Raw genomic sequence first — 11,953 nt, 5'->3', positions numbered from 1 at the left:
AATGGCGTTTTTACTTATCTTTGCGGAGCTTTTCTTCAAAATATGCGCAGCTGCATCATCATTCCTATTCACAATGAGGCTCAACATCTGGAGCAGGTATTGGATTCGTTTGTCAACCAAACAGTGCTACCCGATCAATTGGTGTTGGTCAATGATGGATCTACCGATACGAGCGGCCAGATCTGCGAGCAATTTTCAGAAAAGTATCCCTGGATTCAATCGGTAAGCACAGCTTCGGAAACGGGACATCAACCCGGATCCAAAGTGGTGGCAGCCTTCTATCACGGATTCACTCAACTATCTTATAGCGGAATTGACCTCATCGGAAAGTTTGATGCAGACATTATCCTTCCAACTCATTATTTTGAACGGGTGTATGCATTGTTTCAACAAAATCCAAAGGTAGGGATCGCTGGTGGTAACCTATACATTAATACCAAAACCGGTTGGACCTTCGAGGCCCTCTCCACAAAAGATAAAGTTAGGGGACCCATAAAGCTATATCGTAAGGAATGCTTCGATGACATAGGCGGACTCAAACACAGCATCGGTTGGGATACGGTTGACGAACTCCTCGCTCGATTTCATGGCTGGGAGGTGGTTACCGATACTTCATTAATCGTAAAACACTTAAAACCCACCGGAAACGCCTATCATCATTCCGCCAAGCACAAACAAGGTGAAGCGTTTAAAAGAATGCGGTACGGGTTTTGGTTGACAGTTATCGCTTCCGCTAAAATGGCTTACAAAAAACGTAGTCTCCCTTTTTTTTGGAATACCCTCCAGGGATTCTGGAACGCACCAGAAGAATATATAGTTCCCGAAGAAGAGGGGCGCTTTATTCGATCGTATCGCTGGCGCAATATTCGACGCAAAGTAGGGTTTTAGAAATAACGAAGCATTAACGTTCCTAACGCGCCAGATTACGTACTTTTATTGCTTCAAATTTTTCCCTTTATGCGACTCCAAATTCTACTCACCATTTTTATTTTGTGCTTCATCAGCACGGGGAACACCCAAGAATCTTCCGCAGTCAAAAAACCGAAGAACATTATTTTACTCATTGGTGACGGCATGGGGCTTAGCGAAATTTCTGCGGCGCAATTTTTTAATGAAGGTGACTCGCATTTTGATCGATTTCCAACCATCGGACTCATCAAAACGTCTGCTGCCGATAACTTAATTACCGATTCGGCTGCCGGAGCTACAGCCTTTTCCTGTGGCATCAAAACATACAATGGTGCCATCGCCATGAATGTTCAGAAAAAACCCGTAAAGACTATCTTAGAACAACTTTCGGAACAAGGATACGACACGGGTATCATCTCAACTTCTTCAATCACCCATGCCACACCTGCCAGTTTCTTCGCCCATGTAGAAAAAAGGAGACAAGCGGAAGACATTGCACAGTTCTTACCAGAATCGGACGTAGACTTTATCGCGGGAGGCGGACTCCAGTACTTTAACAAACGAAGCGATCAACTCGATTTACTACCCAAACTTCAACAACACGGTTTCGCTGTAGACACTACGAAATTAGGAGCTATCAGTGGTGCGATGAAACAGGTGTATCTGTTGGCTGACGACGGGATGCCGCGAATGAGTGAAGGACGCGGATCCTTTCTGTCTGAAGCCACGGCATTGGCCGTGGAACGATTGTCCCAAAACGAAGAAGGGTTTTTCTTGATGGTAGAAGGCTCACAGATTGATTGGGGTGGTCATGCGAACGAAGCGGGATATCTTATCAGTGAGTTAATCGATTTTGATAACGCCATTGGGACAGCCCTTGACTTCGCAGAAAAAGACGGCGAAACGCTTGTTATCGTTACGGCAGATCATGAAACTGGTGGGTTTACATTGTCTTCTGATGGTAGAAATTACAATAAGATACTCCCCTCCTTTTCTACCGACGGACATTCGGCCACCATGGTACCCGTATTCGCTAAAGGACCCGGAGCCAGCACCTTTGGTGGAATCTATGAGAATACACAAATCTATCATAAAATGAGTGCTCTAGTTCTTAACCAGTAAGACCACCGCCCTCGGCTAAATTTGTTACTTTAGCAGTAGACACCCGCTATGAAATACCTATCCGACATTGGTTCTTATTTTTTAATGCTGAAAAAGACCTTCAGCAGACCCACGAAGACCTCCGTTATTCGCGAACTCATCTTCAAAGAAATAGACGAGCTTATTATCAATTCATTAGGAATCGTTGCTTTCATCTCCTTTTTCGTTGGGGGTGTGGTAGCCATCCAAACCGCTCTCAACATTAATAACCCGCTAATACCAAAATACTTAATAGGTTATGCAACGCGCCAATCGGTTGTATTGGAATTTGCGCCTACCTTTATTTCGATCATCATGGCGGGTAAAATGGGATCCTTTATTACCTCAAGTATCGGTTCGATGCGCGTCACAGAACAAATCGATGCGTTGGAGGTGATGGGAATAAACCCCTTAAACTATCTCGTCTTTCCAAAGATTATAGCGTTATTATTTTACCCCTTCGTTATTGTGATATCGATGTTCTTAGGAATTCTGGGAGGATGGGTGGCTGCCGTATATGGCGATTTTACATCTTCAGAATCCTTTATTACGGGACTCCAGGAGGATTTTATTCCTTTTCACGTACTCTACGCCTTTATTAAAACGACCTTATTCGCTTTTATCTTGGCCACGGTTCCTTCTTGGCAAGGGTTCTACATGAAAGGAGGCGCTTTGGAAGTAGGAAAAGCGAGTACCAACTCTTTTGTATGGACCAGTGTGCTGATAATTCTTACTAATTATATTGTAACCTCTTTATTGCTTAGCTAATGATACGTGTGGAAGAAATACATAAGAGCTTTGGACCCGATCATATTCTGAAAGGAATTTCCACCGAATTCGAAAAAGGTAAAACTAACTTGATCATTGGACAAAGCGGAAGCGGGAAAACGGTATTTCTGAAATGCCTATTAGGATTGTTCGAGCCGGAAGCAGGACGCATTATATATGAAGAAAAAGCCATCCAAGATATGGACGCCGATGCCAAAAGTGATCTTCGGGAAGAAATGGGCATGGTCTTCCAGGGCGGGGCCCTCTTCGACTCCATGAATATTGAAGAAAATGTGATGTTCCCGTTGCGCATGTTCAGCAAGCAGAAAAAAGCGGATATGCTAGAGCGGGTAAATGAAGTACTGGCGCGCGTGAACCTAGAAAATGTCAATAAAAAATACCCTTCAGAAATTTCAGGGGGAATGCAGAAACGGGTAGCCATCGCACGTGCTATTGTCAATAAGCCCAAATATTTATTCTGTGATGAACCCAACTCGGGACTGGATCCGAAGACGGCGATTCTTATTGATAATTTGATCCAGGAGATTACCCATGAGTACGATATCACTACGGTTATTAACACGCATGACATGAACTCGGTGATGGAAATTGGAGAGAAAATTGTCTTCCTTCAGAAAGGGAACTTAGCGTGGCAAGGCGATAGCAATGAAATCTTCCAGACCACCAACAAAGACGTCACCGAATTTGTCTACTCTTCCGATCTTTTCAAAAAGATTCGAGATATTCAGAACCAAGAAAAAACGCGCGGTTAATTTCCTTCAATCGCCAACGTATCTAATTTCATTTTATATTGAAGCCAGGCCGCTAATTTTTCGGCGTTGCGTTCGCGCTCTCTGCGATTCAAACCGTTGTTCCAGGATACGGTAAATACCGATAGTGTATCCACACGCTCGAAATTGTCGGTGATCTTTTCAGAAAGACTCAACGACTCCAATTCGGGATATATAATCTTAGCTTCTTTCGTAACATCAGTGAATTGCACCTTTTCACGTAGCGTTAAGCGGGCGACTTCATCTTCCAGAAACTCAATACGCTCGTTCTTATCTCGCAGGGTATTCTCGTTCTTCACATAGAGTTCCTCAAGAATATCAGCTTTCAAATCTCCTGAAATTTGAGCGGCCAATTCACCACTACGGTCGGCACCTTGATAGATGCGCAGATTACAACCCTCCAGGTTTTCTGTCGCTTCTAATTCCTGCATCCATTGATTGATCTTAGGTTGTGGCACCGGTTGCCCAATAAGATATACGTCTATATTTTTAGATTTATAATCTTGGGTAAACTTCACCACTTCGGCGCCTTCATAACGAATAATATTCTTAACAAAATCTTTGGTACGCTGCTCAAAAACCTGCTGATCTAATAAGTTGATAAATAACCACACACTAGGCACCATAACGATTACGGCAATTAAGGACGCCACTTGTGCAATTCTTTTCCGACGTTTTGAGTTCGCATAGCGCACCAATGGAAACCGCAGCAGTTTTGCGACCAAAAAAGTAGACAATGCGATGAAAACGGCATTAATCGAAAACAGGTATAATGCGCCTCCGGCAAATTCTAAATTTCCAATGGCGAGTCCGTATCCCACGGTACACAACGGTGGCATCAGGGCCGTAGCAATCGCTACCCCGAAGATCACACTGGCAATGGTCCCGCTTTTTGTTTTGGCAACAATCAGTGCGAGTCCGCCAAAAATAGCTACCAGTACATCCAAGATGGTTGGGTAGGTTCGCGCGACCAGCTCTGGCGTTTCTTCGCGTATAGGCGATACAGTGAAATACAGGAAGGCGGTAAGAACACTTAAGACCACCATAACGCCCAGGTTAATTAAGGAGCGTCGCAGCGTTTCTACATCGTTAATGGCTACGGAAAGTCCGACACCTACAATCGGACCCATTAGCGGCGAAATTAACATGGCACCGATGACTACGGCAGTGCTACTCACATTCAATCCGATAGAAGCCACAAAGATCGAGAAAATCAAGATCCAGGCATTGTGTCCTTTAAACGGAATGTCCTTCTTAACCGCTGCCACGGTGGCATCGCGATCGGTATCGCTACGTATGTCTAGAAGTTCTGAAAAGAATTTTTTGAGTCCTTCCCAGGCAGTTAACTTCGCAGCTTCAAAGGCAGCTTGTTTTTTTTGATCAGGTGAACCGGAAGGGTTCGAGTGGTTATTCTGCTCCTGCTCCATCATGCTATAAATATTGATCGCCGTATTGTTGGCGTATGTCTGCTACTAATTTTTTGATGTCTTGTTCTTTTGATTTGGGGTAGATCATCAAAACCCCTTCTTTATCCACGATGATATAATCTTTTAATCCATCGATCACGACCAGCTTCTCCTTGGCTGTATAGACCATGTTTCCTTTAGCTGATTCCGCATGAAGGGTGGCACGCACGGTAGCATTTTCGGAACTATGGCTTGCAAGTTTATCATGCAACGCGCCCCAGGTACCCAGATCGTTCCAATCGAAGTTCGCTTCCTTTACAAACACATTGTTGGCTTTTTCCATAATGGCATAATCAATCGAGATGTTTTCTGCCTTTTCATAATTATTCCTCACGAATTCAATTTCTTCGGAAGTGTTATAGACTGGTTTCCCTTCAGAAAACAATGCATGCATAACGGGTTCATGGGTTTCAAAAGCGGTGGTAATAGACGTCACGCTCCAAATGAAAATACCAGCGTTCCAGTAAAAATTACCAGCCGCGACAAACTCTTTTGCGGTGTCGTAATCGGGTTTCTCCCTAAATTGAAGGACGTTCTTGATTCCCTTGATATCTTCTGCTGCACTTTCAATATAACCATAACCTGTATTGGGAAAGGCAGGAGGGATCCCCAATGTAAGTAAATGGTCGTTCTGTTCACAACGCCCAAAACACTGCATAACATCTGCCTGAAACGCTGTTTCATCTTCTATCCAATGATCACTGGGTGCTACCAACATCAACGCATTAGGATTTTCCTTCTGAATTTTCATGGCTGCCATTAAGATACAAGGTGCCGTGTTGCGCATAGCGGGCTCGAGGATCACCTGGGAGGCATCAATTTTTGGTAATTGGGTTAAGGTCAAATCCAAGTACCGGTCATTGGTTAACACCCGAATATTCTGAGGAGGCACTAGTTGTGTAAGTCGGTTGAATGTCTTTTGCAGCAAACTTTGCCCAGTTCCTAACATATCGTGGAACTGTTTCGGAAACTGGGAGGTACTTACCGGCCAAAAACGGGATCCGATGCCGCCGGCCATAATTACTGCATAATAATTGGTATTCATAAGATTACTTCAAAAATTCTACTTCTGCATTCGGATTGAACAAATAGATTCTTCCTGTTGCGATCTCCAAACATTCGTATCGTTTTACGCGTTTGTTTCCGCGCTTAAAAATTTTTCCGTTGTAAAGACGAAATTCGCCTCCCATTGGGATTTCAAATATATAGTTTTTATCGTTCGGCGGATCAAATTGTTTTAGCGCCAATGCTAAAGGCGCATCGGTATCGCTGCTCGCTTTCGGATTCTTAAAATGACGTGCCAATAACGGTAATAATTGCTGCGGAAATACTTCCGGACGCAGGTAGGGCAACATTAACCGCTGAAAGGTTTGTTTCCATTCTTTGCCGTGTGGTTTAATACGTGCGCCAAATTGTGAAAATGCCACTAGGTGCGCTATTTCATGGACCAAGGTTACTAAGAATCGATAGGGATTTAGCGTTGCATTAATGGTCACTTGATGGCTTCCATCAGGGCGCTTCCGGTAGTCTCCGTGTCGTGTGACGCGCTCGTTGACAATTTTGAGATGCACTTGATGTGTTTGGATCAATTGAAATAAGGGAGTCACCGCAGCGGGAGGCACATATTTAGCGAGAGTCGCTTCCATCTTAGGGTGTCGAGTTAGAGACTTGTAGCACCTTTCCGTTATAATAGGCATTTCCATGCAGGGCAAATTCAGAAATGTACTGAGCCATTTGTTTTGCATCTAACGGTGCCTTATAGCCTGGGAATGCTTCAGCCAACATTTCGGTTTGGACCGCCCCTAAGGCCAGCGCATTAAATGATGGGCCTGTTTCTTTATATTCTTCCGCTAATAGTTCCGTCAAGGTAATGACCGCTCCCTTGCTACTGCTATAGGCGCTAAGACCGGGAAACTTCACGCTTCCTTGAATACCTCCCATACTGCTTATATTAACTACATGTCCCGATTTCGTCATAAATGGAATAACTTCCTTGGTAATCGCAACCAGGCCAAAAACATTGACCTCATAGACTTCCTTAAACTCCTCCAATTTCATGGTAGCGAACGGCTTGTTTTCGAGCGTACCTGAATTATTGATCAATACATCTACTTTTCCTCCCCACTGTTCGGTGACAAAGGCCGATACTTTCTTAATGTCAGTTTTGCTGGTAATATCACAGGAGAAACATGTGCAATTGGAAATATCTAAACCAGACACCGGTACTTCGTTACGAGAAAGCGCTAAAATATTATGTCCGGCATCCGTGAGAATTGGCACCATTTCATAACCAATACCGCGACTTGTTCCGGTAATAATAATGTTTTTTTTCATAGACTTAAAGATACACAAATCCCGCTAGCTTCCTGAGATTCTAGCGGGATTCTATAGCTTTTCAAAAGGTACTATGCGAACATCGTTACCGGGTTCTCAATGTACTGTCGAACCGTCTGTAAGAATTTGGCTCCGGTGGCTCCATCGACGGTACGGTGGTCACAGGCCAAGGTGACGGTCATGGTATTCCCTACCGCAATCGCACCGTTTTTCACTACAGGTTTTTGTACTATTGCTCCTACTGAGAGGATGGCCGAATTGGGTGCGTTAATAATCGACGTAAACTCTTTAATTCCGAACATGCCTAAATTAGAAACCGTAAAGGTACTCCCTTGCATTTCTTCGGGTGTTAGCTTTTTGTTGCGCGCCTTCCCTGCTAGCTCTTTGACCTGAGCTCCAATTTGTGTAAAGCTCATTTGATCGGCGAATTTCAACACAGGAACCACCAGACCTTCGTCTACCGCTACCGCTACACCCATGTGAATGTGTTTGGCGATCTTGGTGGTCTTATCAGTCCATTGAGAATTAACTTGCGGATGTTTTCGCAACGCCATCGCACATGCTTTTACCACCATATCGTTAAAGGATATTTTGACATCGGGATCGCTGTTGATAGCGGTTCGCGCAGCGATTGCGTGATCCATATCCAACTCTATCGTCAAGTAGTAATGCGGTGCCGTAAACTTAGATTCGCCCAAGCGTTTGGCAATTGTTTTGCGCATTTGGGAATTGGTGACTTCCTCAAAGCTTTCTTCTCCAACAGGAGTGTAGGCTGCGCCTGCTACTGAAGGCTGATAATTTTCTATATCGCGCTTTACAATTCGACCGTTTTCACCACTACCCTGCACCAGTTTCAGTGAGATATTTCGTTCTTCCGCCAATTTTTTAGCCAATGGAGAGACAAAAATTCTTCCTTCACTACTACTGCCAGAGGAGGTTGATTGTTGTGGTTGTTCTGCTTTCTTTTTGGAGGTTTCCTTGGTTTCGGTTTTGACTTCAGGTTTCTTCTCTTCGGAAGCTTCCTTTTTCTTCGGAGCCTCTTTCTTAGCTGAACTGGATTTCTTGCTGGTGTCGATCTTGGAAACATCGGTACCTTCAGGCCCAAGAATGGCCAGTAGCGCATCTACTTTTGCCGTTTCTCCTTCCTGAATCCCTATTTTCAACAGTGTTCCACTGTAAAAGGATTCAAATTCCATAGTGGCCTTATCGGTTTCAATTTCCGCCAGAATATCACCCTCTTCTACAGCATCCCCTTCCTTCTTCAACCAAGTGGCAACGGTACCTTCTTCCATCGTATCGCTCAACCGTGGCATGGTAATGATCTCTACACCCTCTGGCAGATCATCAGATTTTTCAACGGTTTCTTCTTCTGTGGCTTCTTCGGAAGCATCCTCTGAAGCACCTTCGTCTGCTTCCTCACTAGTTGATTCGTCTTTGGTTTCTTCCTTCGCCGTTTTCTTCTCATCAGAACCTTTGGCTGTGCCTCCTTCTAATAGTTCGGAAATGTCTTCACCTTCGTCACCAATAATAGCCAGTAGTTTATCTACTTCGGCCGTTTCGCCCTCTTCAATACCAATATGCAACAGCGTACCTTCATAAAAAGATTCAAACTCCATGGTTGCTTTATCCGTTTCAATCTCCGCAAGAATATCGCCCTCCTCTACTTTATCGCCCACCTTTTTCAACCAGGTAGCAACAGTTCCTTCTTCCATGGTGTCGCTGAGGCGCGGCATGTTGATTATTTCGGCCATACTTATAGTTTATGTGATAAAAAGGGGTAATCTTCTTGTTCGTATACTGCGTCGTACATCACGCTGGTTTCCGGATAGGGAGATTCTTCAGCAAATTTTTCACATTCGCTTACCAGATCCTTTACCCGTTTATCGATTTTCTTCACATCTTCTTCGGTCGCCCATTTCTTTTCATAGATATGATTCAACACATACGAGATAGGATCTTCCTCCTGTTTTTTCTTCACTTCCTCTTTGGTACGATAGTGTTGGGCATCACTCATGGAGTGTCCACGATATCGATACGTCCGCAATTCCAGAAACGTAGGTCCGTCTCCGCGACGCGCTCTTTCAATGGCCTCGTGCATTTCTTTGGCAACCACTTCGGGTTTCATCCCATCCACAGGTTTACAAGGCATTTCGTACCCCAGACCCAATTTATAAATGTCTGTATGATTGGCGGTTCTCGCTACCGAAGTTCCCATGGCATATCCGTTATTTTCCACACAGAAAACCACCGGAAGCTTCCACAGCATGGCCAAATTGAACGTCTCATGAAGCGACCCTTGACGCGTTGCACCATCTCCCATAAATGTGAGCGTTACGGCACCAGTTTCGTTGTATTTATCACCAAAAGCCATCCCAGCTCCAAGAGGAATTTGCCCACCCACAATTCCATGTCCACCATGAAAACGGTGCTCCTTTGAAAAGATATGCATCGAGCCTCCTAATCCTTTTGAGGTCCCTGTGGCCTTTCCGTAGAGTTCGGCCATCACCTTTTTGGGATCTACCCCCATACCAATAGGTTGCACGTGATTTCGATAGGCGGTGATCATGCGATCTTTACCGAGCTCCATGGCATGCAGGGAACCGGCCAACACTGCCTCCTGCCCGTTGTATAAGTGTAAAAATCCACGCACTTTCTGCTGAATGTACACCTGTGCTAATTTATCTTCAAACTTGCGCCAAAACAGCATATCTTCATACCACTGCAAGTAGGTAGCTTTCGTTATTTTTTTCATCAATTGAATTGTTGGGTTCGTGTTGAATACCAGCCATGCGAAACCGCACAGGCATAACAAAAATACTATATTCTGAAGTTCTACAAAACAAGTTCTCAGCAAAAACAACCGAAAACGATTTCGAGTGATAATAATAAAACCCGTGGGTTACAGAAATGAGCTATCAAAAACTAACGGAAGAAGTGCTTCTACGGAAGCGGCCTTAACCACCTTTCCAGTGGCCCCCATAAAATAGATTTCGATGGGCGCTTCTTGTCGCACTTCATATTCTGCTAACGATTGACGACACGCGCCACAGGGCGGCACCGGAGTAGTAATATTCTTGGTTTCAGAATGTACTGTAAGGGCAAGTGCTTTGATTGAACGTCCCGGATGTTCGGCACCGGCATAAAAGACCGCTACACGTTCGGCACATAAGCCTGAAGGGAAGGCCGCGTTTTCCTGATTATTTCCAGTAACTACTTCATCGTTGTCGAGTAATAGCGCGGCTCCCACCTTAAAACGCGAATAAGGCGCATAGGCCTTATCTCGTGCCACTTGCGCCTTATGCATTAATGCTTGAATAGGACCTTCTAATTCTGAAATGCTCTCATACACTTCCAGAGTGGTCGTAATGTGGTGCTTTTTCACTAGTATTCGTCGTACTCGTCTCCGAAGCTAAAGGTAAGACCAAAACGAAGCGTTCCTTCTAACGGACTAATAACTCGGGAGGTTGAGAACAGATACGATAGATCGATAGTAATGGCCGTATACTTAAAACCGGCTCCCAAACCAAAGAACTTACGCGTTCCTTTCTCATCGCTTTCATTAAAATATCCGGTACGAAGCGCGAACACATCTTGATAGGTATACTCGGCTCCTAGTGCCCACGTAACCTCTTTAATCTCCTCACTAAATCCGTCTGGAGCATCTCCAAAGGAAGAGAACACGCCACTAAAGAAGCTTTCGTTATAATAGTCATCTTCCCGGTTAATCACGCCATCGTTATTTGAATCACTTGGTGTAGGCACCAACAATTTATTGGCCTCTGCGGTAAGTCCGATTTTGTTGTATTCATCCAAGATAAAATCGAAACCACCGCCAATACCAAGATTGGTAGGGAGACTGTTTTCCTGCCCAATGTCATCGTATTTGATCTTAGGACCTAAGTTCGAAATATTGAATCCTAACCTCCAACGACCGTCAAAGTCGTTATAGGCGATCTCTTCACTTTGATAGTATCCCGCAATATCAACCCCAAAAGAAGCTGCGGCAGAAGCATCTTCAGAAGCCACCTGAAGTTTCAGGTCGGATCTCAAATAACGTCCCGCAACCGCCATAGAAAAGCGATCACTTAAACGCAACGCATAAGAAAGGTCAATGGTAAATTCATTCGGACTCAGAATCAGCGGCTGAATTTGCTGCGGTGTTTCTCGCGCTTCAATTTCACCTAAACTAAAGTAACGAATGCTTCCGGCAATCGCGCTACGTTCGTTGATACGGTTGTAATAAACCAGATTTCCTAAGAAAATGTCGTTCACCAGGTTGCTCAAATAAGGCGTGTAGGTAACTCCTACCCCTTGTTTCGAAATCGAAAATGCGTACTTGGCTGGATTCCACTGCTGTGAAAAAGCATCCGCTGAAGTTGCCACCCCAACATCACCCATGGAAGCCGAACGAGGATCCGCCGAAATCAATAAAAAAGGAACACCTGTCGTAATGACTCGACTTTGTTCAGTAGGACCTTGAGAAAACGCTTTGAAGGTAAAGAAAATGAGGGTTATGAGAAGGAAAAATTTCTTCATGAGGTTCAA

At 44.4% G+C, this 11,953-nt stretch carries 12 protein-coding genes; 4 read left to right on the top strand and 8 right to left on the bottom strand.

The window, feature by feature from the left end:
• Positions 1-42: 42 nt before the first annotated feature.
• From PO830_RS12555 to PO830_RS12540, 4 genes are all read left to right on the top strand, one after another.
• Positions 43-888: a glycosyltransferase gene (locus tag PO830_RS12555; protein ID WP_272853927.1), complete on the top strand. Its 846-nt coding sequence runs from the start codon at positions 43-45 to the stop codon at positions 886-888.
• A gap of 69 nt (positions 889-957) precedes the next feature.
• The gene (locus tag PO830_RS12550) at positions 958-2,031 is read left to right on the top strand and encodes an alkaline phosphatase (RefSeq protein WP_272853926.1); all 1,074 of its coding nucleotides are present in this window, start codon (positions 958-960) and stop codon (positions 2,029-2,031) included.
• Positions 2,032-2,079: 48 nt separating this feature from the next.
• Positions 2,080-2,817 carry an MlaE family ABC transporter permease gene (locus tag PO830_RS12545; protein WP_272853925.1) on the top strand — a complete coding sequence of 246 codons (738 nt, stop codon included), beginning with the start codon at positions 2,080-2,082 and terminating at the stop codon, positions 2,815-2,817.
• Complete coding sequence (locus PO830_RS12540) at positions 2,817-3,590, top strand: ABC transporter ATP-binding protein (protein WP_272853924.1); 774 nt, start codon at positions 2,817-2,819, stop codon at positions 3,588-3,590. Before PO830_RS12545 ends, PO830_RS12540 begins: the two co-directional genes overlap by 1 nt.
• Here PO830_RS12540 and PO830_RS12535 read toward each other — a convergent pair.
• The 8 genes from PO830_RS12535 to porV all read right to left on the bottom strand — a co-directional run bounded on the left by PO830_RS12535 (position 3,587) and on the right by porV (position 11,944).
• Positions 3,587-5,035 (bottom strand): DUF389 domain-containing protein, encoded by a 1,449-nt coding sequence (locus tag PO830_RS12535; RefSeq protein ID WP_272854055.1) that lies wholly within the window; start codon positions 5,033-5,035, stop codon positions 3,587-3,589. The genes PO830_RS12540 and PO830_RS12535 overlap by 4 nt on opposite strands.
• Before the next feature lie 4 nt (positions 5,036-5,039).
• A complete protein-coding gene (locus tag PO830_RS12530; RefSeq protein ID WP_272853923.1) occupies positions 5,040-6,119 on the bottom strand; it encodes a mannose-1-phosphate guanylyltransferase in 1,080 nt (359 codons plus the stop codon).
• Between the two features lie 4 nt (positions 6,120-6,123).
• Positions 6,124-6,720, bottom strand: a complete 597-nt coding sequence (locus tag PO830_RS12525) for a SprT-like domain-containing protein (protein WP_272853922.1) — start codon at positions 6,718-6,720, stop codon at positions 6,124-6,126.
• Position 6,721: 1 nt separating this feature from the next.
• Positions 6,722-7,408, bottom strand: a complete 687-nt coding sequence (locus PO830_RS12520) for an SDR family NAD(P)-dependent oxidoreductase (RefSeq protein ID WP_272853921.1) — start codon at positions 7,406-7,408, stop codon at positions 6,722-6,724.
• Between the two features lie 71 nt (positions 7,409-7,479).
• Positions 7,480-9,159: a pyruvate dehydrogenase complex dihydrolipoamide acetyltransferase gene (locus PO830_RS12515; protein ID WP_272853920.1), complete on the bottom strand. Its 1,680-nt coding sequence runs from the start codon at positions 9,157-9,159 to the stop codon at positions 7,480-7,482.
• Positions 9,160-9,161: 2 nt separating this feature from the next.
• Positions 9,162-10,160: a pyruvate dehydrogenase (acetyl-transferring) E1 component subunit alpha gene (gene pdhA, locus PO830_RS12510; RefSeq protein ID WP_272853919.1), complete on the bottom strand. Its 999-nt coding sequence runs from the start codon at positions 10,158-10,160 to the stop codon at positions 9,162-9,164.
• Between the two features lie 147 nt (positions 10,161-10,307).
• Entirely contained in the window at positions 10,308-10,790 is a 483-nt protein-coding gene (gene cdd / locus PO830_RS12505) for a cytidine deaminase (RefSeq protein WP_272853918.1), read from the bottom strand.
• Entirely contained in the window at positions 10,790-11,944 is a 1,155-nt protein-coding gene (gene porV / locus PO830_RS12500) for a type IX secretion system outer membrane channel protein PorV (protein WP_272853917.1), read from the bottom strand. Before porV ends, cdd begins: the two co-directional genes overlap by 1 nt.
• Positions 11,945-11,953: the final 9 nt, after the last annotated feature.

It is taken from the genome of Altibacter sp. HG106, from assembly GCF_028561755.1.
Classification (GTDB): Bacteria; Bacteroidota; Bacteroidia; order Flavobacteriales; family Flavobacteriaceae; genus DFVG01.
The sequence above is the reverse complement of the archived record's forward strand: the minus strand, read 5'-3'. Positions and strand labels throughout refer to the sequence as shown.

What these genes read in the sequence shown, in the direction of transcription:
- PO830_RS12555 (WP_272853927.1), top strand. Translation starts at nt 43, where the DNA reads ATGCGCAGCTGCATCATCATTCCTATTCACAATGAGGCTCAACATCTG.
- PO830_RS12550 (WP_272853926.1), top strand. Translation starts at nt 958, where the DNA reads ATGCGACTCCAAATTCTACTCACCATTTTTATTTTGTGCTTCATCAGC.
- PO830_RS12545 (WP_272853925.1), top strand. Translation starts at nt 2,080, where the DNA reads ATGAAATACCTATCCGACATTGGTTCTTATTTTTTAATGCTGAAAAAG.
- PO830_RS12540 (WP_272853924.1), top strand. Translation starts at nt 2,817, where the DNA reads ATGATACGTGTGGAAGAAATACATAAGAGCTTTGGACCCGATCATATT.
- PO830_RS12535 (WP_272854055.1), bottom strand. Translation starts at nt 5,035, where the DNA reads ATGGAGCAGGAGCAGAATAACCACTCGAACCCTTCCGGTTCACCTGAT.
- PO830_RS12530 (WP_272853923.1), bottom strand. Translation starts at nt 6,119, where the DNA reads ATGAATACCAATTATTATGCAGTAATTATGGCCGGCGGCATCGGATCC.
- PO830_RS12525 (WP_272853922.1), bottom strand. Translation starts at nt 6,720, where the DNA reads ATGGAAGCGACTCTCGCTAAATATGTGCCTCCCGCTGCGGTGACTCCC.
- PO830_RS12520 (WP_272853921.1), bottom strand. Translation starts at nt 7,408, where the DNA reads ATGAAAAAAAACATTATTATTACCGGAACAAGTCGCGGTATTGGTTAT.
- PO830_RS12515 (WP_272853920.1), bottom strand. Translation starts at nt 9,159, where the DNA reads ATGGCCGAAATAATCAACATGCCGCGCCTCAGCGACACCATGGAAGAA.
- pdhA (WP_272853919.1), bottom strand. Translation starts at nt 10,160, where the DNA reads ATGAAAAAAATAACGAAAGCTACCTACTTGCAGTGGTATGAAGATATG.
- porV (WP_272853917.1), bottom strand. Translation starts at nt 11,944, where the DNA reads ATGAAGAAATTTTTCCTTCTCATAACCCTCATTTTCTTTACCTTCAAA.